The 25852-nt window shown below is 61.3% G+C and carries 25 protein-coding genes; 11 read left to right on the top strand and 14 right to left on the bottom strand.

Annotated elements, in window-relative coordinates; translation table 11 throughout:
- Positions 1 to 8: 8 nt before the first annotated feature.
- A complete protein-coding gene (locus tag ACEN8E_RS08795; protein WP_495592269.1) occupies positions 9 to 503 on the top strand; it encodes an SRPBCC family protein in 495 nt (164 codons plus the stop codon).
- A gap of 59 nt (positions 504 to 562) precedes the next feature.
- Here ACEN8E_RS08795 and ACEN8E_RS08790 read toward each other — a convergent pair whose 3' ends face one another.
- The 10 genes from ACEN8E_RS08790 to ACEN8E_RS08745 all read right to left on the bottom strand — a co-directional run bounded on the left by ACEN8E_RS08790 (position 563) and on the right by ACEN8E_RS08745 (position 8815).
- On the bottom strand, positions 563 to 997 hold the full coding sequence (locus ACEN8E_RS08790; protein WP_495592268.1) for a nuclear transport factor 2 family protein: 435 nt from the start codon (positions 995 to 997) through the stop codon (positions 563 to 565).
- A complete protein-coding gene (locus ACEN8E_RS08785; RefSeq protein WP_495592267.1) occupies positions 994 to 1383 on the bottom strand; it encodes a steroid Delta-isomerase in 390 nt (129 codons plus the stop codon). Before ACEN8E_RS08785 ends, ACEN8E_RS08790 begins: the two co-directional genes overlap by 4 nt.
- Positions 1384 to 2586 (bottom strand): acetyl-CoA C-acyltransferase, encoded by a 1203-nt coding sequence (locus ACEN8E_RS08780; RefSeq protein ID WP_495592266.1) that lies wholly within the window; start codon positions 2584 to 2586, stop codon positions 1384 to 1386.
- Between the two features lie 30 nt (positions 2587 to 2616).
- Complete coding sequence (locus tag ACEN8E_RS08775; RefSeq protein WP_495592265.1) at positions 2617 to 3075, bottom strand: MaoC family dehydratase; 459 nt, start codon at positions 3073 to 3075, stop codon at positions 2617 to 2619.
- 2 nt (positions 3076 to 3077) lie between these two features.
- A complete protein-coding gene (locus ACEN8E_RS08770; RefSeq protein ID WP_495592264.1) occupies positions 3078 to 3860 on the bottom strand; it encodes an SDR family oxidoreductase in 783 nt (260 codons plus the stop codon).
- A 13-nt stretch (positions 3861 to 3873) separates the two neighbouring features.
- Entirely contained in the window at positions 3874 to 5067 is a 1194-nt protein-coding gene (locus ACEN8E_RS08765; RefSeq protein ID WP_495592263.1) for an acyl-CoA dehydrogenase family protein, read from the bottom strand.
- Positions 5064 to 6236, bottom strand: a complete 1173-nt coding sequence (locus tag ACEN8E_RS08760; protein ID WP_495592262.1) for an acyl-CoA dehydrogenase family protein — start codon at positions 6234 to 6236, stop codon at positions 5064 to 5066. The genes ACEN8E_RS08765 and ACEN8E_RS08760 overlap by 4 nt, the downstream gene beginning before the upstream one ends.
- A 150-nt stretch (positions 6237 to 6386) precedes the next feature.
- Positions 6387 to 7796 carry an ArnT family glycosyltransferase gene (locus ACEN8E_RS08755; protein WP_495592261.1) on the bottom strand — a complete coding sequence of 470 codons (1410 nt, stop codon included), beginning with the start codon at positions 7794 to 7796 and terminating at the stop codon, positions 6387 to 6389.
- Positions 7797 to 7799: 3 nt separating this feature from the next.
- Positions 7800 to 8078 carry a lipid-A-disaccharide synthase N-terminal domain-containing protein gene (locus tag ACEN8E_RS08750; RefSeq protein ID WP_495592260.1) on the bottom strand — a complete coding sequence of 93 codons (279 nt, stop codon included), beginning with the start codon at positions 8076 to 8078 and terminating at the stop codon, positions 7800 to 7802.
- Complete coding sequence (locus ACEN8E_RS08745; protein WP_495592259.1) at positions 8075 to 8815, bottom strand: glycosyltransferase family 2 protein; 741 nt, start codon at positions 8813 to 8815, stop codon at positions 8075 to 8077. The genes ACEN8E_RS08750 and ACEN8E_RS08745 overlap by 4 nt, the downstream gene beginning before the upstream one ends.
- 305 nt (positions 8816 to 9120) lie before the next feature.
- Here ACEN8E_RS08745 and ACEN8E_RS08740 point away from each other — a divergent pair, with 305 nt between their 5' ends.
- Positions 9121 to 9765 (top strand): YceH family protein, encoded by a 645-nt coding sequence (locus tag ACEN8E_RS08740; RefSeq protein WP_495592258.1) that lies wholly within the window; start codon positions 9121 to 9123, stop codon positions 9763 to 9765.
- Positions 9766 to 9933: 168 nt separating this feature from the next.
- On the opposite strand, the gene ACEN8E_RS08735 is transcribed toward ACEN8E_RS08740, so the two are convergent.
- On the bottom strand, positions 9934 to 10452 hold the full coding sequence (locus ACEN8E_RS08735; RefSeq protein ID WP_495592257.1) for a cupin domain-containing protein: 519 nt from the start codon (positions 10450 to 10452) through the stop codon (positions 9934 to 9936).
- 9 nt (positions 10453 to 10461) lie between these two features.
- Positions 10462 to 11280, bottom strand: a complete 819-nt coding sequence (locus tag ACEN8E_RS08730) for a shikimate 5-dehydrogenase (protein WP_495592256.1) — start codon at positions 11278 to 11280, stop codon at positions 10462 to 10464.
- A gap of 246 nt (positions 11281 to 11526) precedes the next feature.
- On the opposite strand from ACEN8E_RS08730, the gene ACEN8E_RS08725 reads away from it, so the two are divergent.
- The 3 genes from ACEN8E_RS08725 (at position 11527) to trhP (ending at position 14193) form a co-directional block, all read left to right on the top strand.
- Positions 11527 to 11871, top strand: a complete 345-nt coding sequence (locus ACEN8E_RS08725) for a hypothetical protein (protein WP_495592255.1) — start codon at positions 11527 to 11529, stop codon at positions 11869 to 11871.
- A gap of 543 nt (positions 11872 to 12414) precedes the next feature.
- Positions 12415 to 12606 carry a hypothetical protein gene (locus tag ACEN8E_RS08720; RefSeq protein WP_495592254.1) on the top strand — a complete coding sequence of 64 codons (192 nt, stop codon included), beginning with the start codon at positions 12415 to 12417 and terminating at the stop codon, positions 12604 to 12606.
- A gap of 261 nt (positions 12607 to 12867) precedes the next feature.
- The gene (trhP, locus tag ACEN8E_RS08715; RefSeq protein ID WP_495592253.1) at positions 12868 to 14193 is read left to right on the top strand and encodes a prephenate-dependent tRNA uridine(34) hydroxylase TrhP; all 1326 of its coding nucleotides are present in this window, start codon (positions 12868 to 12870) and stop codon (positions 14191 to 14193) included.
- Between the two features lie 124 nt (positions 14194 to 14317).
- Here trhP and ACEN8E_RS08710 read toward each other — a convergent pair whose 3' ends face one another.
- Positions 14318 to 15181 (bottom strand): LysR family transcriptional regulator, encoded by an 864-nt coding sequence (locus ACEN8E_RS08710; protein WP_495592252.1) that lies wholly within the window; start codon positions 15179 to 15181, stop codon positions 14318 to 14320.
- 96 nt (positions 15182 to 15277) lie between these two features.
- Between ACEN8E_RS08710 and ACEN8E_RS08705 the strand changes: the two genes are divergently transcribed.
- On the top strand, positions 15278 to 16189 hold the full coding sequence (locus ACEN8E_RS08705; protein WP_495592251.1) for a DMT family transporter: 912 nt from the start codon (positions 15278 to 15280) through the stop codon (positions 16187 to 16189).
- A 142-nt stretch (positions 16190 to 16331) separates the two neighbouring features.
- Here the strand turns inward: ACEN8E_RS08705 and ACEN8E_RS08700 are convergent, their stop codons facing one another.
- Positions 16332 to 17042 (bottom strand): FadR/GntR family transcriptional regulator, encoded by a 711-nt coding sequence (locus ACEN8E_RS08700; RefSeq protein WP_495592250.1) that lies wholly within the window; start codon positions 17040 to 17042, stop codon positions 16332 to 16334.
- A gap of 280 nt (positions 17043 to 17322) precedes the next feature.
- Here ACEN8E_RS08700 and ACEN8E_RS08695 point away from each other — a divergent pair, with 280 nt between their 5' ends.
- From ACEN8E_RS08695 to ACEN8E_RS08675, 5 genes are all read left to right on the top strand, one after another.
- Positions 17323 to 18669, top strand: a complete 1347-nt coding sequence (locus tag ACEN8E_RS08695) for an MFS transporter (protein ID WP_495592249.1) — start codon at positions 17323 to 17325, stop codon at positions 18667 to 18669.
- A gap of 24 nt (positions 18670 to 18693) precedes the next feature.
- Positions 18694 to 20037, top strand: a complete 1344-nt coding sequence (gene gudD / locus ACEN8E_RS08690) for a glucarate dehydratase (RefSeq protein ID WP_495592248.1) — start codon at positions 18694 to 18696, stop codon at positions 20035 to 20037.
- A 142-nt stretch (positions 20038 to 20179) separates the two neighbouring features.
- Positions 20180 to 21289: a class C beta-lactamase gene (gene ampC / locus ACEN8E_RS08685; protein ID WP_495593292.1), complete on the top strand. Its 1110-nt coding sequence runs from the start codon at positions 20180 to 20182 to the stop codon at positions 21287 to 21289.
- Positions 21290 to 21566: 277 nt separating this feature from the next.
- Complete coding sequence (locus ACEN8E_RS08680) at positions 21567 to 22190, top strand: response regulator (protein ID WP_495592247.1); 624 nt, start codon at positions 21567 to 21569, stop codon at positions 22188 to 22190.
- A 3-nt stretch (positions 22191 to 22193) separates the two neighbouring features.
- The gene (locus ACEN8E_RS08675) at positions 22194 to 25787 is read left to right on the top strand and encodes an ATP-binding protein (protein ID WP_495592246.1); all 3594 of its coding nucleotides are present in this window, start codon (positions 22194 to 22196) and stop codon (positions 25785 to 25787) included.
- Positions 25788 to 25852 lie beyond the last annotated feature (65 nt).

Genomic DNA, 25852 nt, shown 5'->3' with positions numbered 1-25852 from the left:
CTTTCGACATGCCCGTAGCCAGCCACAGCGTCGTACTGAATCTCACGCAACAAGCTGCGTGGGCCAAACTGCGCGACCTGAGTCTTGCGCCGCACTATGTGCCAGGACTGACCGGTTGTCAGTTCCACCCCGGCGCGCAGGAAGGCGTCGGCGCCAGTCGCCGGGTGCTGCGCAAAGGCGGTCAGTATCTGGATGAAAGCGTGGTGCAGTGGCAGGAAGGCACGGGGTTCGTGCTGCGGTTGCACAAGGGCGGCAATGACTCGCCCTTTCCGTTTCGTGAGGCGAGCTTCAGTTATGCCCTGCAAGCCGAAGGTGGCGTGACCCGCATCACCCTGCAAATGAGTTACAGCCTGCGCGGTGGCAGACTGTTTGAAGGGCTGCTGGCCAAGGCTTTCAACAAGGTGGTGAAACAGATAGCCGAGAACCTCAAGGCCTACTACGAAACCGGCCGCACGCAGAATCCAGATATGGCTGTCAGCACATCCAACATCAATGTTGCCTGACATGCCGCCTTCGCGAGCAGGCTCGCTCCTACAGGGGCCACCTCTGGAGCGAGCGGCCTTCAGGAACGCGTCACTTGCGAGTGAGCGGTAAAACGGGTGGTGACGATCTTCCATTGTCCGGCGATTCGCTGGTATTGGTCCTGATAGAACCCACCCAACTGCCGCGTCGCCCCGCTCTCGCCATCCAGGTTGAAATACCACAGGGCCCAACGGCCCTGGGCTTCATCTTCGCTTAGCACCTGGATTTCCGGGTTGGCGCCGTGATGCAGGTCGATCACCCGATCGTGGCAGGCCAGTTCGCGGTACAGCGCGACAAAACTGTCGCGCCCGCGAAAGACCCCCAAAGGACCGTAATCGATCAGCACTTCACCTTCGGCAAAGCAGTCGGCAATCACCTCGACCTGCTTGAGATCGCAGGCATTGAGGTAGCGATGCTTGAGCTGGCGGATGTCCTCCAGCGCTTCCAGGCGGGCGATCCGCTGCTCCAGGTTCACACGGCACCTCGCGGGGTCACGTTGACCTCACTCCAGAAGGCTTTCATCGAGCTGATCTTGCCGTCGGCATCGAACTCCATCACGTCGATCACATGCAGCGAGCACGGTTGCCCGCCCCACTCCATGTCGACCCGGAACGGCATCGCACCGCAGCCATTGAGGGTCGCTCGAACCGGACCGGTCAGCGTGGCCGAGACCTTCATCGCCCCCAGTCCTTCACGGTAAAAACGCGCGATGGCGTCGATGCCTTGCAATGGCGCCTGGCCAACCGGGTCTTCGACGCTGGCGTCTTCGGCGTAGAGCGCGAGGATGCCATCGATATCACCGGCATCCACCAACTCCACGTAGCGGGACATAGTCGCCTGGATCTGCTCTGCGCTGATCATTCAGACCACCTCGAACAGGGCAGCCGCGCCCATGCCACCACCGATGCACATGCTCACCACCACATAACGCAAACCGCGACGCTGGCCTTCGACCAACGCGTGGCCAACCATCCGCGCCCCGGACATGCCGAATGGATGGCCGATGGAAATAGCCCCGCCATTGACGTTCAGGCGCTCGGCCGGAATACCCAGGGTGTCGCGGCAGTACAGCACCTGACAGGCGAACGCTTCGTTCAACTCCCACAGACCAATGTGGTCCATAGTCAGGCCTTGACGCTTGAGCAGCTTGGGAATGGCATAGATCGGGCCGATGCCCATCTCGTCGGAATTGCAGCCGGCGACGGCCATGCCGCGATAGATCCCCAGCGGTTCCAGGCCGCGTTTTTCGGCCAGTTTGGCACTCATCAACACCGAAGCCGACGCACCGTCGGACAACTGCGAGGCGTTACCGGCAGTGATGAAACGGCCCTTGTCGCTCCATTGACCGCCCGGCCACACCGGCTCCAGCGCCTTCAGGCTTTGCAGGGTGGTGTCGACGCGGTTGCACTCGTCGCGCAGCAAGGTCACGGATTCATGGCGGGTTTCGCCCGTGGCCCTGTCGACGATCATCTGGCGGCTGGTCAGCGGCGCCAGTTCGCGGTCGAAGCGCCCGGCACTCTGCGCCTGTGCGGTACGCAGCTGGCTCTGGTAGCTGTATTCGTCCTGCTCGTCGCGGGAGATGCCATAGCGCGCCGAGACGATCTCGGCGGTTTCGATCATCGGGATGTAGGCGTGCGGGTCCAGCTCGATCACCGAACCCGCTTGGTTGCGATACAGGTTCTTGTGCTTGTTCTGCACCAGGGAAATCGATTCCAGGCCACCAGCCACGGCGATGTCGATTTCGTCGCACATGATGCCTTTGGCGGCCATGGCGATACTCATCAGGCCGGACGAGCACTGGCGCTCGACGGCCATCCCGGCAACCGTTGCCGGCAGGCCGCCGGCAATCGCGCACAGGCGTCCCAGGTTATAGGACTGCGTACCCTGCTGCGCCGCGGCGCCGATGATCACATCGTCCACTTCGCCCGGCTCGATGCCGGCACGGCGCACGGCTTCGCGTACCACGTGGCCGCCCAGTTGCGGCGCTTCGGTGTCATTGAACGCACCGCGAAAGGCTTTGCCGATCGGGGTACGGGCGGTCGAAACGATAACGGCTTCTTTCATGTTCAATTCCTCGAAATTCTGCTGGCCGGTTTACGCCGGGTAATAGCGGCTGATGGTGTCGACCACGCAGCCGGGACGATCCTCGCCGTCGATCTCGACGCTGACGCGGATGGTCGCCTGTACGCCGCCCTTCACTTCCTCGACGGCGATCAGTTGCGCACTGCCGCGCACCCGCGAGCCGACGCGCACCACCGAAGGGAAACGCACTCGCTCACAGCCGTAATTGACGCCCATGGCCAGGCCACGGACTTCGACGATCTGCGGCAAGAACAGATTGACCAGCGCCAGGCTCAGGTAGCCATGGGCAATGCAGGCGCCAAACGGGCCGCTGGCGGCCTTGAGCGGGTCGACGTGAATCCACTGATGATCACCAGTGGCGTCGGCGAACCGGTCGATACGGTCCTGTTCCAGCAGCAGCCAGTCACTGACGCCGAGCGCTTCACCCACAGCGTCGAACAAGGCCATCGGCGTGTCGAAAATACGTGGCATGCTCACGCCCTCTGGCTGGACACCGACAACACTTCGCCGGTCATGTAGGAGCTGTAGTCGCTGGCCAGGAACATCATCACGTTGGCCACTTCCCAGACTTCGGCGGCGCGGCCGAACGCTTCATTGGCGGCGAGCTGATCGAGCACGGCCTGAGGCGCGGATTTGCGCAGGAAGTCGTGCAGGGCAATGCTCGGGCTGACCGCGTTGATGCGGATGCCGTAGTCAGCCGCCTCGACCGCTGCGCAGCGGGTCAACGCCATGACGCCGGCCTTGGCGGCGGCGTAGTGCGATTGCTCTTTCTGCGCGCGCCAGCCGAGTACCGACGCGTTGTTGACGATGACCCCGGCACGCCGCCCGATCATTTTCGGCAGCATGGCGCGGGTCATGCGCATGGTGCCGGTGAGCGTCACATCGAGCACCCGGTTCCACTCCTCGTCGCCCATCTCCACCAGCAAGCGCGAGCCGCCGAGACCGGCGTTGTTGATCAACACGTCGACGCCTTGCAGGTCACGTTCGGCGCAGGCAATCAGTTGTTGCACCTGGTCTTCGTCAGCGACGTTGCAGACCTGGCCGAAGACCTGTTGCAACCCGGTGGTTTCACGGATTTTCAGCACCGCCTCGGCCAACCGGCCTTCATGGATATCGCTGATCATCAGTGCGCGACAACCTTCCTCGGCAGCGCGTACAGCGGCGGAAAAACCGATCCCGGCACCCGCTGCCGCGGTGATCAGCACCGACTTGCCGCGCAGCAGGCCGCGACCTTCAACATATTGAGGTACAGACATGAACTCTCTCCTTTCAGGCGCGCGGACGCGGCTCTTTGGGCATGCCCAGGGCACGCTCGGCGATGATGTTGCGCTGGATTTCGTTGCTGCCGCCGTAGAGGGTGTCGGCACGGCTGAACAGGTACAGCGACTGCAAACGGGTCAGTTGGTAAGGCGCGGCTTCGAGCAATTCCGCCTCGGCGCCGAGGACGTCCATCGCCAACTTGCCGAGGCTGGCGTGCCAGGTCGACCAGAACAGCTTGTAGATGGTCGCCTCCTTGCGCAGCGAACCGTCCTGGCTGCCCGAGAGCATGCGCAGCGAGTTGTAGCGCATGATCCGCAGCCCGCTCCAGGCCTCGGCCAGGCGCTGGCGCAGGATCGGATCGCGGTCTGCGCCGTTGGCCTTGGCGATGGCGATGATTTCGTTGAGTTCGTTCTGAAACTGCATCTGCTGGCCGAGGGTCGAGACACCCCGCTCGAAACCGAGCAGTGCCATGGCAATCTTCCAGCCGTCACCCGGCGCACCGATGATGTTGGCGGCATCGGTGCGGGCATCGTCGAAGAACACTTCGTTGAATTCCGAGGTGCCGGTCAGTTGCTCGATGGGCCGCACGGTGATCTGTGCCTGGGCCATCGGCACCAGCAGGAACGACAGACCGCGATGGCCGACACTGCCAGGCTCGGTGCGGGCGATGACAAAACACCAATCCGATTCGTGGGCCAGGGACGTCCAGACTTTCTGCCCGTTGATCACCCAGTTTCCGCTCGCTTCATCCAGGGTCGCGCGGGTCTTGACGTTGGCCAGATCGGAACCGGCCCCCGGCTCGGAATAACCCTGGCACCAGAAAGACGTACCGCTGACGATCCCCGGCAAAAAGCGCTGTTGCTGCTCGACCGTGCCGAACGCGGCAATGGTCGGCCCGGCCAGCCCTTCGCCGATATGCCCCATGCGACCGGGACCGCCGGCGCGGGCGTACTCTTCGTGGAATATCACTTGCCGGGTGATCGACAAGCCACGCCCGCCATGCTCCGGCGCCCAGCCGACACAGGTCCAGCCACCCTCGGCGAGTTTGCGTTCCCAGGCTTTGCGCTCTTCGGGAAACATGTGCTCATCGCCCGGACCGCCACGAAAACGCAGGGGCTCGAACTCACCGCAGAGGTTGGCGTTCATCCAGTCGGCGACTTCCCGGCGGAAGCGTTCGTCCTGTTCGCTGAAACTGATTTTCATGGCTGCTCCCCAAGAATGACCGTGGCGATCCGCTCGCGATGCCAGGCCGGCAACCCGAGGAAGCTCTCGCTGGCGCGGGCGCGCTTGAAGTAGAGGTGCGGGTCGTATTCCCAAGTGAAACCGACGCCGCCGTGCAACTGGATCGACTCGGATGCGCAGGTGAAATAGGTTTCAGAGCACTGCGCCTTGACCAGCGCCGCCGCCAGCGGCAGTTCTGCCGCGACTTGCGGATCACCCTGCGGATCGAGAACTTCCTGGGCCACGCACGCGGCGTAATAACTGGCCGAACGCGCGCACTCGACCTGCAGCATCATGTCGGCGGCGCGGTGTTTGAGGGCCTGGAAGCTGGCAATCGGGCGACCGAACTGCTGGCGTTCCTGCATGTAGGCCACGCTGAGATCGAGCACCTGTTGCGCGCCGCCGGTCTGCTCGGCAGCCAGGCCGATGCAGGCCAGTTGCAGCACTCGTTCAAGGTGCGACCAGCCGTTGCCGAACTCACCCAGCAGCGCATCGGCTTCAAGGTACAGGCCCTTGAGCTGGATCCGTGCCTGGCGCCGGGTCTGGTCCATGGTCGGCAGCATTTGCCGCTCGATACCGGCCCGCCCGGCGCTTACGGCAAACAGGCTGATGCCCGCCTCGCCGGTCGAACCGGGTTGCCGTGCAGCAATGATCAGAAGGTCAGCACCGTGCCCGTCGAGTACATGCTTGAGGGTGCCGTCGAGGACGAACCCGTCGCCCTCCGCCACCACCGTGGCCTGGACATCATCGGCCGACCAGCCATTGGCACTGCTGAACGCCAGGGTCGCGGTCACGCTGCCGTCGGCAATCGACGGCAACCAACGCTGCTTCTGTTGATCATTGGCGGCCAGCAACAGCGCAGGCGTGGCCATGCAGGCGGTGGCAAAAAACGGCGAGCACAGCAAACGCCGGCCCATCTGTTCCAGCAAGATCGCCAGTTCGACAAAGCCCAGGCCAAGGCCACCGAAGGTTTCGGGGATATGAATGGCGGGCCAGTACATTTCCTGGCACAGACGCTGCCAGAGGGCTTCGTCAAAACCCCGTTCGCTGACCATTGCCGCGCGCACGGCGGCAGAATCCGAGACATCGGCGAGGAAGCCCTCGGCCGATGCGCGGATCATTTCCTGTTCGTCGCTGAATGCAAACTCCATCGCGGCGCCTTCTGCTCGTTTGGCGGGGCGTGCGTGGCGCAACGCCCCTTTGAGCATGAAGTTTGGCGCCGGCCGGACGCGGCAGAATCGTTAGCCCTGCCTAGTCCGAACGGGTGATGTGCTGGCGTGTGGGTTCGGCCGGGAAGCCGATCAGCGGCAGTCGCCCCCCATGCGCACGAGCAGCGCTGAACGGTCCGGTTTCAGGTACGGGCTGATTTCACCGACCTGGCATGTCGCCAGGTTCTGCAATTGCGGTTCGAGGGGTTCTTGCACCAACAGCAACCCCGCCGGACGGGACTCGGACTGCAACTGCGCCACCGTCAGCGGCGCCACCGGCCGGCCCATGTAATAGACCAGACGGATATCCGGCTCACCGAGGGTATAAGCCTTCTGCCCAGGCTGCCCGTTGGCCAGCGTGGCAACCTGCTCAAGGCCACCGACCCGGTGCGACAACACCCGCGCTTCGACGAACATGTAGAACACCACGAACCCGGCCAGCATCACGTAGGGCACAACGGCCAGGATCGTGCGCCAACGCCCCTTGAGGTCATCGAGCACCGCCGTCCAGTGCATCGCCAACAGCAACGCCATCGACGGATAAATCGGCAACAGGTACTTGCCATGCTTTTCAGTGAACAGGGAAAACACCAGCAGCGGCAACAGGCTGCAGCACAACAGCATGGCCGCCTCGCGCCGCGAGCGGATCATTGCCCAGAACTTGCGCGGCTGTACGAACACGATCAGCCAGAACGGGAAGAAATCACCGGCCAGGTACAACAGATAGGCGTACCAGGCCTCGGCGCCCTGCCCGTCGATCTTGTTCATGATGTCTTCGCTGATGATCGACGCCCAGATCCCCCAGCCTTGAGTCACCGATACCGCCAAATACCAGGAACCGCCCAGCACCACGGCCATCAGCCAGCCCCAACCGTCGCACAGATAAGCCTTGGCCCGGGCATCACGGTAGATCAAGGCATAGGCCAGGATCGGCGCCGTCACCCACAACAGGCAAACCGGCCCTTTGGTCAGCAGCGCGCAGCCCAGCAGCACATAACTCAACCGACTCCAGAAGACCCGACCTTGCTGGAAGATGAACTGCCAGGCCGCCAGCAATGCACCGAAGCACAGCAGGGTCAACAGCATTTCGATTTCCGAGCGCCGGGCGAACAGGCTGAAGGCACCGTTCGCGGCCAGGAACACCACGGCGAACAAGCCGACCTGCCGCCCCGCCTGCCGAACGCCATACAGATAGGTGCCGAAACAGCACAAGGCGGCGGCCAGCGCCGAAGGCAGACGCACGCTCCACTCGGACAAGCTACCCAGCACCGCCGTTGAAACCAGGCCGGCCCAATAGAAAAACGGCGGCTTGGACAGGTACAGGTCGCCGTTCATGTAAGGCAGCAGCCAGCTGCCTGCCTCGCGCATTTCGCGCACGGTAACGGCGCGGCGGGCCTCGTTGACACTCAGGAACGGTAAGCTGCCCAGCCCCCAGAAAAACAGCAACGCCATCGCGATAACCACGAGCAGCGTAATATTTCGGGTCGATAACGATCCGCGCATGACCTACTCCTTCAGGCTTCTGCTTTTGGCAATCAACTGCAGGTTGCGAAAATAGACAATGGAGCCAAACGCCTGACCGGCGATGAACACCGGGTCTTCGCGGTAAATGGCATAGGCGAGCAGCAAGGTGCTGCCGACGATGCTCAGGTACCAGAAGCTCACCGGGATCACGCTGCGTTTCTTGTACTCGCTGTACAGCCACTGCAGGACAAAGCGCCCGGTAAAGGCGATCTGCCCCGCAAAACCGACGATCAACCACAAGGTTTCGCGGGAGAGGTTCATCCTTCGATCTCCTGGGCAATGGTGTTCAGCCGCGTGCGCTTGATCAGCCACCAGACTCCGAACAAATCGAGAATGCCGACCAGTGCGCGGTCGATGTTGCCGTATTTCGACACCCCGGCCGTGCGCGGCCGGTGGTTGACCGGGTGCACGATCATGCGCCCGTTATGGCGCTGGATCAGCGCCGGAATATAGCGATGCATGTGGTCGAAGTACGGCAGGCGCAGGAACGCCGCGCGCTCGATCAGCTTCAGGCCGCAACCGGTGTCCGGGGTCGAGTCCTTGAGCAGGCGCCGGCGCAGGTTGTTGGCGAAACGCGAGGCGTAGCGTTTGCTCGCGGTGTCGCGGCGATTGACCCGGTGCCCGGCAACCAGCTGCACATCGACCTGGCCCGGTTCGCCGCGCACCAGCGCGAGCATGCCGGGAATGTCCGCCGGGTCGTTCTGGCCGTCGCCGTCGAGGGTCGCCAGCCATTGCCCGCGAGCCTCCCGTGCCGCGTGGTACAGCGAGGTGCTCTGCCCCAGCGAGCGCTCGTGATGGAGGATGCGCAGGGTGTTGAGGCCGTCGTGGCGCATCTGCCGCAACTCCTGCAGGGTCGCATCGGTGCTGCCATCGTCGACGACGATGATTTCGTAGGATTCATCGGCCAGCGCCACGCGGATTTCCTCAAGCAAAGGCTTGAGGTTGTTCGCTTCGTTCTTGGCGGGAATCAGTACGGATACAAAAAGGTCTTGGCTCATGGAGTCACTCTCGCCTTTATTGGATTTCTTTTATCAGAGGCGAATGAAGGTGTAGTACACCGGCCGACTCGATGCAGGGTTCAGCTGTTCAGGGCGATGACGCCAACAATACCCGCCCTGATGGACGCACTCGCGCGCGACCCCGCATACGGTGCCCGGCCAATTGTAAAAATGGCGTTAATATTTCATACACTTTTTGTCATCATTGCGCAGATGACACAGCAAATTCTGTTGCGCTTGGCGCCTGCCCATCTAAAGTGCACCCACGCAAGTGAAAAACATGAATCGGGTAAGGACGCAGAACCATGAGCGATGAGCAAGAGACGACTTTCGATGAGCCCCGGCTCAATACTACGGAAATCCGCATTCTGGGCTCGTTGATCGAGAAACAGGCCACCAGCCCGGAAACCTATCCCCTGACCCTCAATGCCCTGGTGATTGCCTGCAACCAGAAAACCAGCCGCGAGCCGGTGATGAACCTCACGCCAGGCCAGGTCGGCCAGAGCCTGCGTGCCCTCGAAGGGCGCGGCTTCGCCAAACTGGTGATGGGCACCCGCGCCGACCGCTGGGAGCACAAGGTCGACAAGGCCCTGGAACTGGTGCCGGCACAGGTCATCCTGACCGGGCTGATGTTTCTGCGCGGCCCGCAGACCGTCAATGAACTGCTGACCCGCAGCGGCCGCATGCATGAATTCGAAGATGCCGAACAGGTCGTGCATCAACTCGAACGCCTGATCGCCCGGGGCCTGGCTGTGCTGATTGCGCGTCAGGCCGGCCAGCGCGAAGACCGCTATACCCACGCCTTGGGCGACCCGGCGGATATCGAGGCGATCATGGCGGCACGGAACAACCCGGCCGAGCGTGGCGGTGGCGGGGTTTCGATTGAACGGATCGAAGAACTGGAAGCGCGGATTGCGGCGCTGGAAGAGCGTTTGGCGCGGCTGGAATAATCCGGCTACAGAGATCCCAATGTGGATCGTGGACTCACCGGCAATTGTGATGGACACAAAACCTGTAGGAGCGAGCCTGCTCGCGAAAAACGTCCAGACGACGCGTCTCATTCAGACAGCACGCGTTATCGTTGACGTCCATCGCGAGCAGGCTCGCTCCTACAAGGCCTACTCGCCGTCCCAGTAATCCACCCCATCGGCCTGGCGGGCCACCGCCACAAAACCCGAGGCATTCCCCTCGGCATCCACCTTGAAGTCATCCATCACGGCGTATTTGCCGGAATCGGGGTATTCACAGATCTCCGGGGATTGCTGGGTGCTGACGGCCAGGTAGCGCAACTCGCCGTTGCTGGTATTGATGATCTGGTGCGCCTTTTCAGGCCCGCCCGGCGGGCAGGCGATCACATCACCGGCGCGGATTGGAAAACGTTCCGATCCCAGGCGGACTTGCCCTTGCCCGGCCACGACGTAGAACATCTCCTCATTGACCCGATGACTGTGAAACGGGCTGCCACGCATGCCTGGCTCCAGCACATACAAGCGGTAACCGAGCTTTTGCGCCCCCAATTGCTGACCGACACGGGCCAGACGCTGTTGATAGCGACCGGCGGTTTCACCCGTCGGCGCAAACGCTTCGGGCAACGACTCAAGCTCGACCGAATCCAGATTGACAATGGGCGGATGCATGGACACCTCCTAGCTGCGGGCAAACGCAACTGCCTTTTGGAATTGCTCGTCTGTCGGGCGGACGCCGGTATAGAGCACAAATTGCTCCAGTGCCTGGATGGCGATCACCTCCAGGCCGGTAATGACCCGCTTGCCTTCTGCGCGAGCATGCACGATCAGCGGTGTTTCCGAGGGGATCGCCACCACATCGAACACAGTTTCCGCTTTTTCGATCACTTCAGGCTCAAACGCCAGTTGCTCAGCCTCCGGCCCTCCCGTCATGCCGATCGGGGTGACGTTGACCAGCATCTGCGGGCGACGATCGCCCAGCCCGGCTTGCCACTCATACCCCAACGACTGCGCCAGCGCCTGCCCGGCGTGCTCGTTGCGGGCCACGATCAGGCCACGTTCATACCCACCATCGCGCAAGGCGCTCGCCACGGCCTTGGCCATGCCGCCGCTGCCGCGCAAGGCAAAGGTCGAGTCCTTGGGCACCTGGTGTTTTTCCAGCAACTGGGCAACAGCGATGTAATCGGTGTTGTAGGCCTTGAGATGACCGTCGGTGTTGACGATGGTGTTGATCGATTGAATGGCGGCGGCAGAGGCGTCGAGCTCATCGACCAGGGCAATGCAGGCTTCCTTGAACGGCATCGACACACCACAGCCACGGATCCGCAGGGCTCGGATGCCGGCAACGGCCCCTGGCAGGTCCTGGCTGGCAAAGGCCTTGTAGTAAAAGTTCAGGCCCAGCTGTTCATACAGATGATTATGAAAACGCAGGCCAAAGTTCCCGGGGCGCCCCGAAAGGGACATGCACAGCTGGGTGTCTTTGTTGGGGTTCATCTGCATGGGCAAGCTCCTTCAAATGCACTTTTCGGATGGACGGGATTAGCCCCCCATCGGGTTCTGACCGATCATATAAGCCTGTTCACACGGACTTGAACGGGTCGGTAAGAAAGTCGGTACAGACCTTACACAAAATTTACCCAATGGCCGTGCCGATTTTCGAAAAAACGCTGTCTTAGAAGTATCCCCGCGACAATCCTTGGGTCTATTGCAGACACAAGCGCCGGGCTGAAGAACCGAGGAGCTATCATGATCCGTAAAGTCCCCACAGTAGCCTTGCTGATCGGCGCCCTTGCTATCGCAGGACAGGCGCAAGCCCATGGTGGTGGTAATTACTGGCAAGGCCCGGCGGTGTTTGGCGCGATCGTCGGTACTGCCATTGTCGGCTCGGCCCTGATCAACGCGAATCGCCCGGTCTATGTCACACCGCAACCGGTCTATGCCCAGCCTGCGCCGGTCTATTACGCACCACCGCCACCGGTTTACTACCAACCGGCCCCGGTTTATGTGCAACAACCGGTCTACTACGGCCCTCCACCGGTTTATTACGGCCCACCCCGTGGTTACTACGGCCATCACTACGGCCGCTGGTAACGGACTCATCGAGCCCCGCTGAAACAGCGGGGCTTTTTTATGCCCGTTTGTCGTTGCCGGTCTGGAAAAATCTTGCCAAGGTCGCTATCGGAACAGTGCGCGCGGTGAAAATGGGCAAGATGGACTGACCCGTTTTCCGCCGCTCGGCGAAAAACGGTCATATTTTTGTCATGACAATTCCGCAAGCTCGGGGCTGTCCGTCGATAACAGGTTGATAACAACAAGGACGACCACATGCCAACGCAAACCCGCACCGCATCGTCGGTCTGTGCACCTCCAGCAAGGTCTACAACGCACTGACCGAACTCAAGCACCTGGAAGGTCATCGCAGCGCCAAGTTTCTCTCGCTGCTGACGCAAAGCCTGGTGCGCAAGGGCCTGCTCAACGAGCAGGAAGTGGTTCATATGCTCGATCAGGTGGTCAGCTGACCGACCAACGGTCGCTTGCCCCCGCTGGCATCAATGACCACTATCGAAAGTGTTGATTACCCCTCAAGGCACCCGGACCTTAAAGTGACTCCACAGTTTGATGGAGGTACTTTTGATGTCCCAGGTTCAGATCATGTCCGTTATCGGCAGCGCCGTCCCCGCACAGCTCAGAGAGCTGGGCATGCTCGCCTGCTGGTATCTGGTGCAGGATGGCGTGCAGATCAGCGGTCCGCTCACTTCGCTGCCCGCCGCCCAGGCACTGTCGCAACGCATCGGCGCCGGCCAGTCCGGCAGGTTCAGCGCCTGAGGCAGCTGCACCCCAGGACGGCAGCAGATCCAGATGAAGGCAGCGCTGACCAGCACCGGCAAAATCGTCAGCGACTTGTCCTGCAGGGGCGTTTCGTTGATGTTCGTTGCGTGCCGGCCGGGACGCAAAACTTCCACCCTGATGTTTAGTCCGCTGTGGCTCGCGCGAGTGCCATCGGTTTGTTGAGCAGACATGGATCCAGGTCAATAAATCCCTGACACAGGGCATTTACCCTAGTCGGCTTTTGCGACCGACTCCGTCATGAACCTCTCCACGCCAGAACTGCTCGCCCCCGCCGGCACCCTGAAAAACATGCGATACGCCTTCGCTTACGGCGCCGATGCCGTGTACGCGGGCCAGCCGCGCTACAGCCTGCGGGTGCGCAACAACGAATTCGACCACGCCAACCTGGCCCTTGGCATTCGCGAAGCACAGGCCCAGGGCAAGCGCTTCTACGTGGTGGTGAACATCGCGCCGCACAACGCCAAGCTCAAGACCTTCCTCAAGGACCTTGAACCGGTGATCGCCATGGCCCCGGATGCGCTGATCATGTCCGACCCCGGCCTGATCATGCTGGTGCGCCGGCACTATCCACAGATGCCGATCCATCTTTCGGTGCAGGCCAATACGGTGAACTGGGCAAGTGTCGAGTTCTGGCAGCAGCAAGGCTTGAGCCGGATCATCCTGTCGCGGGAGCTGTCGCTGGAGGAAATCGCCGAAATTCGCCAGCAAGTGCCGGCCATGGAACTGGAGGTGTTCGTGCACGGCGCGTTGTGCATGGCCTATTCCGGGCGCTGCCTGCTGTCGGGCTACATGAACCGGCGCGATGCCAATCAAGGCACCTGCACCAACGCCTGTCGCTGGAAATACACGGCGCAGCCGGCCACGGAAAACCAGCTGGGCGAGATCGTCCGGACATTCGAACCCGCACCGACCCTGGGCATCGGCGCGCCCACCGATCAGGTGTTCCTGTTGCAGGAAGCCAACCGTCCCGGCGAACAGATGCCCGCCTTCGAAGACGAACACGGCACTTACATCATGAACGCCAAGGACCTGCGCGCCGTGCAACACGTCGAACGCCTGACGCACATGGGCGTGCACTCCCTGAAAATCGAAGGCCGGACCAAATCCCATTTCTATTGCGCACGCACCACCCAGGTTTATCGCCGGGCCATCGACGACGCGGTGGCGGGCCGGGCCTTCGACCGCGGCCTGATGACCGACCTGGAGTCCCTCGCCCAGCGCGGCTACACCGAAGGTTTTCTGCGTCGGCATGTGCATGACGAGTACCAGAACTACCAGAACGGCAGTTCAGTGTCGGAGCGGCAGCAGTTTGTTGGTGAATTGACCGGCGAGCGGCGAGATCGCCTGGCCGAGGTCAAGGTAAAGAACCGCTTCGGCCTGGGCGACCACATGGAACTGATGACGCCCAAGGGCAACTTCCACTTCGATCTGCATCAGTTGCAAAACGCCAGGGGTGAAGCGATCGACGTTGCACCGGGCGATGGGCACACCGTGTACCTGCCGATACCGGATGCGGTGGAGCTGGAGTTCGGGTTGTTGATGCGCGATATCAGCCTGACCTGATCTCCAAATCCACCTTATTCCCCCTGTAGGAGTGAGCCTGCTCGCGATAGCGGTGCATCAGTCAACGTTGAGGGTGACTGATGCACCGCTATCGCGAGCAGGCTCACTCCTACAGGGAAATGCTTCAGGCAAACTCCTCGCGGAGCATCGCCACAAACGCCTCTCGCGCCGGGTGCACCCCGGCGTTTTCGTGCCAGTAGAACAGGCTCTCGATGGCCGTCAATTCGGGAAACTCGAACGCCACGCACCCGGCGCCCTTGGCGTATTGATCGAATACCCCTTTAGTCACCAGCGCCACGCCGGCCCCGGCGCTGACGCAACCGACAATCGCGCCGTAGCTGGCCAGGCTGACAATCGGCAGCGCCAACCCGTTGCGCAATAACCAATGCTCCATCGCCGCCCGGTACGGACAGCCCTGAGGCCAAAGGAACATCGTCTTGTCCTGCAGGTCCGTCACGTCGTGCAGCGGCCCGAGGGAGGTCGAAGCGATCAACAGCAACTCTTCGCGGTACATCGGTGTGCGTTTGAGGTGAGAACGCTCGACGTCGACCGCGACAATTGCACCGTCGAGCTTGTGATTGAGCGTGTCGTCGAGTAACTGGGCCCAGGTGCCTGTGGTCAGTTCCAGCGCCACCTGCGGGAAACGCTTGTGGAATTTCGCCAGCAGGCGCGGCAGACGCCCGGTGGCCGACGACTCGATGGCCCCGATGCGCAACGGCCCGGAGGGTTCGGCCGAAGGGTCGACGGCGCGCTTGGCCTCGGCGGTGAGGGCAAGGATTTTCGAGGCGTAGGTCAGGAAGGTCTGCCCCGACGGGCTGATGCGCAGCCCTCGTCCTTCGCGCAGAAACAGCGCGACACCCAGTTCGGCCTCAAGGGCCTTGATCCGCGCCGTGATGTTCGACGGCACGCAATGCAGCACCTCGGCCGCACGGGCGATGCTGCCGACCTCGGCCACGGTCTTGAACATGCGAATCTGTGCCAGCTCCATACATCACCAAAAGTGAACGGTTTACGCAGTATAAGTCAGTTGTGGCGAACGATGCGCTTTCTGATACTCGCTGCATCCGCCTACAGGTGCACGACCATGACACCGCTCACACCCTCCCCCGTTTCACCCTGGAAAATCATCCTGGCCATGGCGTTTGTCGTGACGTGCTGGGGCTACTCCCCGACCGGCATTCATATCGGCTTGCAAGCCTACGACCCCGTGCACCTGGCACTCCTGCGCTTCCTGCTGGCCTCCGCGTTCATGGCTGTGGTCGCGATATTCAAGGGCATCCGCCTGCCCAGCCTGCGCGACCTGCCGCTGATATTCGGCCTGGGATTCTTTGCCGTGAGCCTGCACCACGTGGCGATCAACTTCGGGCAACAGGGTGTCAGCGCCGGCGCTTCGAGCGTCCTGGCCCAGACCACGCCGCTGTTCAGCACGCTGATCGCGCGCTTTGTGTTCAAGGATCAGGTAAGCCTGTGGCGCTGGGGTTGTGTGCTGCTCGGGTTGTTTGGCGTGGTGATTGTGGTGGCGGGCGATCATGGCCTGGGCAGCCTCGATGCCCACGGCTTGCTGATCCTGCTGGCGGCGGTGTCCTGGAGTCTCTACTTCGCCCTGCAAAAACATCACACCGGGCGTTACGACGGGCTGACGCTGGTGTGTTACACGGTGTGGTCCGGCACGGCGCTGTTGCTGATCTTTCTGCCCGGCCTTATGGAGCAGGTCGTCCTGGCGCCGCTGCACGTGCAGTTCGCCGTGTTGACCCTGGGGATTTTCCCGAGTGCCCTGGCGTACCTGGCCTGGGCCTATGTACTGGCGCATGTCGATTTGAGTCGGGCAACGATGACCCTGTATCTGACGCCGCCGACGGCGATGGTGATTGCGTCTTATGCGCTTGGCGAACGGCCGACACTGATGATCGTGGTCGGTGGGTTGGTGGTGTTGGCGAGTGTGCTGGCGTTGAATCTGGAGCGGCGGGCTGTGGTTGTTCAGGTTGCTCGGGTCTGATCCATGTTTTTTTGCTGCCTGGACTGACGTCTTCGCGAGCAGGCTCGCTCCCACATTGATTATGTGAACACTACACATCTCCTGTGGGAGCGAGCCTGCTCGCGAAGAACGATGACTCGGTGCTTCTGAAAAACAGACAACCTCAGCTAGCCGAAAACCGGTCGCGACTGTTGGTCAGGTGCAGCCACATGGCCGCCCGCGCCGCGTCCGGGTCCTGGCGCTTGATGGCATTGAGGATCGCCTCGTGCTCGAGATTGGCCAACTCGCCGAGTTTGCTCAAGTCCACTGCACCACGCTCGGCGGCATTGACCCGGGTGCGCGGGATCATGGCACTGCCCAGGTGCTGCATGATTTCGGTGAAGCACAGGTTGCCGGTGGCTTCGGCGATCAGCAGATGAAAACGCCGGTCCGCCTCGACACAACTGTCGTTGTTGGCCAACAGGCTTTGATAGTCATCCAGCGCTTCACGCATCTGCGCCAGTTGCAGATCGGTACGGCGAGTCGCCGCCAGTGCGGCCGCCTGGGTTTCCAGGCCCATGCGCAGCTCCAGAATGCTGCGCACCCCCAACGCCGTGTCGACATTCAGCCGCAGCCCCTGCTCCGGTGCGCGTTCTATCACAAAGGTGCCAATGCCGTGCCGGGTTTCCACCAGCCCCGAAGCCTGCAACTTGGAGATCGCCTCACGCACCACCGTACGACTGACCCCATGCTCCTGAACGATGGCGTTCTCCGACGGCAACTTGTCGCCGGGCAACATCTGGCCGAGCAGGATGCGCTGGGTCAGCTTCTCCACCAAGTCATGGGCCAGGTTGTGGCTGCGCTTGCGAGCGGGTGCTTCGAGGTCGTCTTGCATGAGGGTGTCCGGAAATCAGGGCTATCGAATCGTAGCACCGCGCTTGGCGGGAATCCTGAAAAATCTCGCCAAACTTGTATGACAACACTCAACAACATGCCCACATTCAGTCGTTAAAAAGGCCAGAAGACATCCCTCAAGGAATAAAATATCTCTGTAAACGCGTTATTTTGTTGGATTAACGTGGTTGCGCGACGAAAAAATCTAGTTGTATGATGTCTAGCAACAACGCAACACCCAGCCTTGCCCCGCATAAAAATAACGAGTGGGAGAAAACGCAGTGAATACATCCATCTCCGGGATGCACGACGACGCCAATTCAGCGCTGAAGTCCGCCATCGCCAAAGTCAAACGTCACGTCTTGCCGCTGTTCGTCATCATGTTCATCGTCAATTACATCGATCGCGTGAACATCGGCTTCGTCCGCGCCCACATGGAACATGACCTGGGCATTGGCGCTGCCGCCTACGGCCTCGGTGCCGGCCTGTTCTTCATCGGTTATGCCCTGTTCGAAGTGCCCTCCAACATCCTTCTGCAAAAAGTCGGCGCGCGCATCTGGCTGACCCGCATCATGCTGACCTGGGGCCTGGTCGCCGCGGGCATGGCCTTCATCCAGAACGAAACCCACTTCTACGTCCTGCGTTTTCTGCTGGGCGTGGCCGAAGCCGGGTTCTTCCCCGGGGTGATCTACTACTTCACCCGCTGGTTGCCCGGCGCGGAGCGTGGCAAGGCGATTGCCATTTTCCTCAGTGGCTCGGCGGTCGCCTCGCTGATCTCCGGCCCGCTGTCCGGCTTGCTCCTGCAAATCGAAGGGCTGGGCCTGCACGGCTGGCAATGGATGTACTTCATCGAGGGCATGTTCTCGGTGGGGCTGTGCGTGTTCGTCTGGTTCTGGCTGGACTCCAGGCCCCACGATGCCAAATGGCTGAGCCGTGAGGAGCAGGACGCGCTGGTCAAGGCCATCGACGACGAACAACTGGCCCGCGAAGCCGCTACGCCGATCAAGCCGTCACTGGGCAAATTGCTCAAGGATCGCCAGATCATCCTGTTCTGCCTGATCTACTTCTTTATCCAGCTGACCATCTACGCCGCGACCTTCTGGCTGCCGAGCATCATCAAGAAGATGGGCGACCTGAGTGACATCCAGGTCGGGCTGTTCAACTCGATTCCGTGGTTGCTGTCGATTGTCGGCATGTACGCCTTCGCTTCGCTGTCGGCCAAGTGGAAGCATCAGCAAGCCTGGGTAGCCGCGGCCCTGCTGATCGCCGCTGCCGGGATGTTCATGTCCACCACCGGCGGGCCGGTCTTGGCCTTCGTTGCAATCTGTTTTGCAGCACTGGGCTTCAAATCGGCCTCGTCCCTGTTCTGGCCGATTCCCCAGGCCTATCTGGATGCACGCATCGCCGCTGGCGTCATCGCGCTGATCAACTCGGTGGGCAACCTCGGCGGCTTCGTTGCGCCAACCACCTTCGGCCTGCTCGAAGAGCACACCGGCTCCATCCAGGGCGGGCTGTACGGCCTGGCCGCGACCTCGATCATCGCCGCCATCATCGTGTTTGCCGCCCGCAACACGCCGAAATCCGCACCTGCCGTGGCGCAGGGCAAACCCATGCCCAACCACGCCTGAACTCCGCCTTTCAAGGATTGCAAAATGAACGCACAAGACTCCGCAAAAGCCCCGGTCATCACCAGCATGCAAGTGGTTCCGGTGGCCGGCCACGATGGCATGCTGCTCAACCTGAGCGGCGCCCACGGCCCGTTTTTCACTCGCAATATCGTGATTCTCAAGGACAACGCCGGGCACACAGGCGTCGGCGAAGTGCCGGGGGGCGAACGCATTCGCCAGACCCTTGAAGACGCACGCAGCCTGGTGGTCGGCAGCCCGATTGGCACCTATCAGAAAGTTCTCAATCAGGTACGCCAGACCTTCGCCGACCGCGATGCCGGTGGCCGTGGTCTGCAGACCTTCGACCTGCGCATCACCATCCATGCAGTCACCGGCCTGGAAGCCGCACTGCTCGACCTGCTCGGCCAGCACCTGGACGTGCCGGTGGCCGCCCTGCTCGGCGAAGGCCAGCAACGCGATGAAGTGAAGATGCTCGGTTATCTGTTTTATGTCGGTGATCGCAACGCAACGGACCTCGCCTACCGCAGCGAGCCAGACGCCGACAACGACTGGTTCCGCGTGCGTCACGAAAAAGCCATGACTGCCGATGCCGTAGTCCGACTGGCCGAGGCAGCCCACGCCCGTTACGGTTTCAAGGACTTCAAACTCAAGGGCGGCGTGCTCAGCGGCGATGCCGAAATCGAAGCGGTCACGGCCCTCGCCGAACGCTTCCCCGAGGCGCGCATCACCCTTGATCCCAATGGTGCCTGGTCACTGAAAGAAGCCATCCGCCTGTGCCGCGATCAGCATCGCGTCCTGGCCTATGCCGAAGACCCGTGCGGGGCGGAAAACGGTTACTCGGGACGCGAAGTCATGGCTGAATTCCGTCGGGCCACCGGTTTGAAAACCGCGACCAACATGATCGCCACCGACTGGCGGGAGATGGGCCACGCGATCCAGTTGCAGTCGGTTGACATCCCCCTGGCCGACCCGCACTTCTGGACCCTGCAAGGTTCGGTGCGCGTGGCGCAGATGTGCCACGAATGGGGCCTGACCTGGGGCTCGCACTCCAACAACCACTTCGACATCTCCCTGGCGATGTTCACCCATGTCGCAGCGGCCGCGCCGGGCGAGATCACTGCCATCGACACTCACTGGATCTGGCAGGACGGCCAGCGCCTGACCAAGGCCCCACTGCAAATCGTCGACGGCTGTGTGCAGGTGCCGCAGAAACCGGGGCTGGGGGTCGAACTGGACATGGATCAGGTCGCCAAGGCTCACGACCTGTACAAAGGCATGGGCCTGGGCGCCCGGGATGACAGCGTGGCGATGCAGTTCCTGGTTCCCGGCTGGAAGTTCGATAACAAGCGGCCGTGCCTGGTGCGTTGAAACGGCAGTTGCGCGTGGCCGTCTGTTGGCGGCCGGTTTAAAAAGCGCTCGGAGTAGAGCGCTTAACCCCCTAAAATGGCGTGCAACTGAATCAACGACGGATACATTCAACATGGACAGGCTTAAAACGATCGCGGCTTGCATGGCGCTGCTCGCCTCGGGCCAGTGCTTTGCACAGGATCAAATCGAGACAGTGGTGAACGACGCTGTACAACCGGTGATGCAAGCCCAGGGTATTCAGGGCATGGCCGTGGCAGTCACCATCAACGGCCGGGCGCGTTACTTCAACTATGGCGTCGCCTCGAAAGAAACCGGCAAGCCCGTCACGCGTGACACCCTGTTCGAGATCGGCTCCGTCAGCAAAACCTTCACCGCCACCCTTGCCGCTTACGCCCAGGCCACGGGCAAGCTGTCGCTGTCGGACAAGGCCAGCCAGATCCTGCCGGCCCTGCGCGGCAGTGCGTTCGACCACATCAGCGTGCTGCAACTGGGCACCTACAGCGCTGGTGGCTTGCCGCTGCAATTCCCTACTGAATACGATTCGGCCGGCAAGATGCTCGGCTACTACAAACAATGGAAACCGCTCTACGCCCCCGGCAGTCACCGACTGTATTCGAACCCCAGCCTCGGCCTGTTCGGCTACCTCGCCGCACACAGCATGGGCCAGCCATTTGATGAGCTGATGGAGAAGACCCTGCTGCCGAAACTGGGCCTCAAGCACACCTATGTGCATGTGCCACAGGATCAGATGGCGCTGTACGCCCAGGGCTACAACAAGGACGGCAAGCCCGTGCGGGTCAGTCCGGGTGCGCTGGATTCCGAGGCGTACGGGATCAAAACCAGCGCCGCGGACTTGCTGGCCTATGTCGACGCAAACATGAAACCGGCATCTCTGGAAAAGCCGTTGCAGCAAGCCATCGCCTTGACTCACAGCGGTTACTACACCGTAGACAACATGACCCAGGGCCTCGGTTGGGAGATGTATCACTACCCGATCACACTGGATCATTTGCTGGACGGCAACTCCACGCCGATGGCCATGGAGGCGCATACCGTCCAGTGGCTGAATCCGCCGCAATCGCAACCGGAGAACGTACTGATCAACAAGACAGGTTCAACCGGCGGGTTCGGGGCTTACGTGGCGTTCGTGCCATCGCAGGACATCGGCATTGTGATTCTGGCCAACAAGAATTATCCCAATGCCGAGCGGGTGAAGATCGCGCATCGGATATTGAGCGCCCTCTCCCCATAACGCCTGATCCGTAATGGCGAAAAAAGGGCGACCTCTTGAGGTCGCCCTTCGTTGCGACGTCAATAGACGCATCCAGTGAAATTCCAGAGCCTCCTACCCCCGACTTATCCCGCTGACACGCCTTGTCAGCCGGCACCACTCTGTCACCCCGCCTTGCATAGCCACACAAACCAAGTAGGATTCGCGCCTCTTTTTTGTTGCTCCAGGCCATGCATCAGGTCTGCCGGACCCTTTTGGACGGCAGGACTATGCTGAAACAGGACATGAGGATTGATCCATGAAAGTGCTGTTGGTCGATGACCACGCTGTCGTGCGCATGGCGATCGGGATGATTCTGACCCGTGAAGGCCATGTCATTGTCGGCGAGTGCGACAACGGTGTGGACGCGTTAAGCAAGGCGTTCGAGCTCAAACCCGATGCCATAGTGCTTGACCTGGATATCCCGCAGATCGACGGCATGGCGGTGATCGATCGCCTGCGCATCGGCGGCAGCCCGGCTCATGTCCTGGTCCACACGGGGCTCAAAGGCCAGGCGTACGCCGCGCAATGCATGCGGGCAGGCGCATCCGGCTTTTTATCGAAGGTCGATGACCCGGTGGAAATCGTGACTGCGCTCAAGGCGGTAGCCAGTGGCAAGTCCTGGTTTCCGGTCGGTACGCTCAATTCGGTGCGCCACAGCGATTTCGCCCGCAACGATGCGCAACTGCTAAGCGGCATTACCCGACGCGAGCTCAAGGTGTTGCACGGCCTGGCCCAGGGCCAGAGCAACAAGCAGATCGCCGACGATATGTTGTTGAGCAACAAAACGATCAGCACCTACAAGACCCGCCTGATGCAAAAGCTCAACGCCAGCAATTTGCTTGAGCTGATCGAGTTCGCCAGACGCAACGACCTGGCCTGACCCATGAATCGACTGGTCTGGCGGTTGTCGGCAGTGCTCGGCTTGTTACTGGTGGCCCTGTCCGTCTGCGCCGATCCCTTGGTGCTGCTCAGCCGTGCGACCACAAGCGACATGAACCTCTCGCTCAATACCGAGCAGCGCCAGTGGTTGAAAAACAAGGGTGAATTGCGCGCCGGGGTTTATCTGCCTGACCGTCCACCACTGGACATCACGGCCAACCAAAAGGATTACGAAGGTCTTTCGGCCGACTATCTCGACTTGCTGGCGCGAGCCCTGGGCGTACGCGTGCGGGTGGAGCGCTATGCCCGTCAGTCTGATGCGTTGAGTGCGCTGCAACGGGGCGAAATCGATCTGGTGCCGGGGATCAATCACCTGGAAGCGGAGCACAGCGACCTGCGCCTGAGTGCGCCCTACGCCTACGACCAGGCCGTGTTGATCAGCCGCTTCGGCACGCACTGGATGAACAATGAACTGCCATCGGGTACCACGGTGCTGTTCGATCCGGACTGGATTCAACGGGATCGGGTGATCTCGCTGTTTCCCGACCACCCTGTGCAAACCGTCGAATCGACCCAGCACGGCCTCGGCAGGGTGGCCTATGGCGATGGCCTCGTGCTGCTCACCGACGCGATTTCCGCACAGTACCTGCTGGAGCGCAGTTACCAACAGAGCCTGAAACAGACCATCCAGCGTGATTCCGAAGGCCTGGGATTCAGTTTTGCCATGCAGCGCCAGAACCGTCAGCTACTGACCCTGCTCAACAGTGCACTGGCCACCCTTTCGCCCCAGGAACGCTTAGTCATCGCCCGTCGCTGGGGAATCGGCGCCAACCCGGGACTTGGCTACAACCGCTTGCAACTGACCGACACCGAGCAGCAATGGATCAAGGATCATCCGCAGATCGAAGTGCTGGCCAACGACCTGTATTCACCCTTCAGCCTGTTTGATTCGCAAGACCAGATGCGTGGCATGGCGGCCGATTTGCTGGAAATGATCAACGACCGCACCGGCCTGGTGTTCCGCCCGCGCAAGGTGTCTTCGGTGGAAGCCATGATCCGCCGCAGCGAACGCGACCCACCCGCCCTGATCGCTGCACTGACCTACAGCGACCGGCGCGAAGAGCGGCTGGCGTTCTCCCGGCCCTACATGATCAACCCGTTCGTACTGGTCACCCGAGTGCAGCCCGAACACGAAGGCCTGGCCCGGCTCAAGGGTCAGTCGGTGGCGATCATCAAGGATTCCGCAGCAGCCAACTGGCTGGAGCGCGAATGGCCCGACATCAAGGTGGTACAGGTCGATACCCCGATCGAGACGTACGAGTTGCTGGCCGAAGGTCAGGTCGAAGGCGTCATTCAGCCGCAACTTGGCGCCGGCTATCTGATCGACCGGTTTTTCCGCGGCCAGCTGCAAATCGATTCGGTGCTTGGCGCGCAACCGGCGCTGATTGCCTTTGCCAGCGGCAAACAGAACACCGAACTGGCATCGATCCTCGACAAGGCGCTGCTCGACATCTCGCCCGATGAGCTGAGTGGCCTGGCCAATCGCTGGCAGAACCCACAGGAAAGCCACGGTGCCTGGAGCGGCTACAAAAACTGGTTCTTTCGGGCGGTACTGGGAATGGTCCTGGTACTGCTGGTGGTGCTTGCCTGGAACTTCGGGCTTCGCCGGCAAATCGCCGAACGGCTCAAGGCGCAAAAAGCCTTGAACGACCAGTTGGAGTTCATGAAGGTACTGGTGGATGGCACGCCTCACCCGATCTACGTCCGCGACCGCAAAGGCTTGTTGCTCACCTGCAATCGTGCCTACCTGCAAACGATGCAGGTCGAGCTGGATCGGGTACTGAACAAAGGCTTGATTGAAGCCAACATCCTGCCCCTGGACGACGCCCACAGTTACAAGCGGATTCACCGTGCGACCCTGGAGAGCGGGGAACCGTCCTTCGACAACTTCACCATGACGGTCAAAGGCCAGACGCACCACGTCTACCACTGGGCGCTGCCATACCGTGACTCCAATGGCACCATGACCGGCGTCATTGGCGGCTGGATCGACCTGACCGAACAACACCACCTGCAACAGGCGCTGATCCAGGCCAGGAAACAGGCCGAGGCGGCCAATCGCGGCAAAAGCCATTTCCTGGCGGTCATGAGCCACGAAATCCGCACGCCCATGAGTGCGCTGGTGGGAGTACTCGAACTGCTGCGCGAGCATCAGCACGAACGAGACACCGACGCCGAACTGATCGACATCGCGCAGAAATCCGCCGACGGCATGATGGAATTGATTGGCGAGATTCTCGACCTGTCGAAGATCGAGTCGGGGCAATTTGAGTTACGCAACACCAGTAGCTACCCGCATCACCTGGCGCGCACGGTGTTGCAGAGTTTCGCCAGCCTCGCCCAACAGAAAAACCTCGTTCTGGAGTTTGTCAGCCATGGCCCTGGCCACGCGGTGCAACTCGACGCACTGCGCTTTCGGCAAATCCTGTCCAATCTGGTGAGCAATGCCATCAAGTTCACAACACAGGGTACGGTGACCGTCGAGCTGAGCCTTGACAGCGGTACACCACCCGCCGATCTGCGCCTGGTGGTGCAAGACACCGGTATCGGTATGGACGAACAACAACGCCAGCGCCTGTTCCGGCCTTACACCCAGTTTGCCGCTCAGGACTCCGAATTGCAGACCGGCACCGGTCTCGGCCTGGCCATCTGCCAACAACTGACCAGGCTGATGGGTGGCCGGCTGGACTGCATCAGCACCCCCGGCCAAGGCTCATGCTTTACGCTGACACTGCAGGTGGCGCCAGTCAGTGAAGGCAGCGCGCCATCGCCCATCGATAATGAGTCATTGCCGCCACTTCCGCTGCGCAACGTGCTGATTGTCGAGGATCACGAGTTCAATCGCGTGGTATTGCAACGCCAGCTCGAATCCCTGGGGATGCGTGTCACCTGCGCCGAGAACGGCCTGGAAGGCTTCAATCTGTGGCGCCAGGGCACGTTCGATTACCTGATCACCGACTGCAGCATGCCGCTGCTCAACGGCGACAGGATGACCCGCCAGTTGCGCGCCATTGAAGCGGCCGAAGGTCGCTTACCAACCCATGTGGTGGGGCTGACCGCCAATGCCCAGCCAGAGGAAATCCAGCGTTGCCTCGATGCCGGCATGAACGCCTGCCTGTTCAAGCCACTCACCCGCAGTGCGCTGGAACGTTACCTGCACGAGGCCGAACGGACACACCAGGCGTGCACGCCGTGCTTCGACCTGTCCAGGGTCACCGACATAACCGCTGGCGACGCGGTCATGACCCGCCAGTTGTTGACGACCGTGCTGCGCACCAACCAGGAAGATTACGACGCCATGCAGGGCCTGTTTCACGCAGGCGAATTCAGCGCCATGGGCCGCCGATGCCACAAAATCCTCGGCAGCGCGCGGATCATTCAGGCAACGCCATTGATCGGGGCCTGCGAATGCCTGGAATCAGGCTGCGAGGCAACGACCACACGACAGGAAGTGCATCGTTTGTTCGAGGCCTTCGCCCAGCAGATGAAGCGATTGCAGGCGCACATCCAGCGCGTCATCGACAGCGATAACCTGTAGGACCATTCCTACAAAAACTTGGGATTCTCCAGCGTTACCCCACCCTCGCGCCTGCGCAGAATTCG

It is taken from the genome of Pseudomonas sp. Pseusp9 (assembly GCF_059491265.1).
Note: the sequence above shows the minus strand (reverse complement) of the source record. Positions and strands in the feature narration are given on the sequence as shown.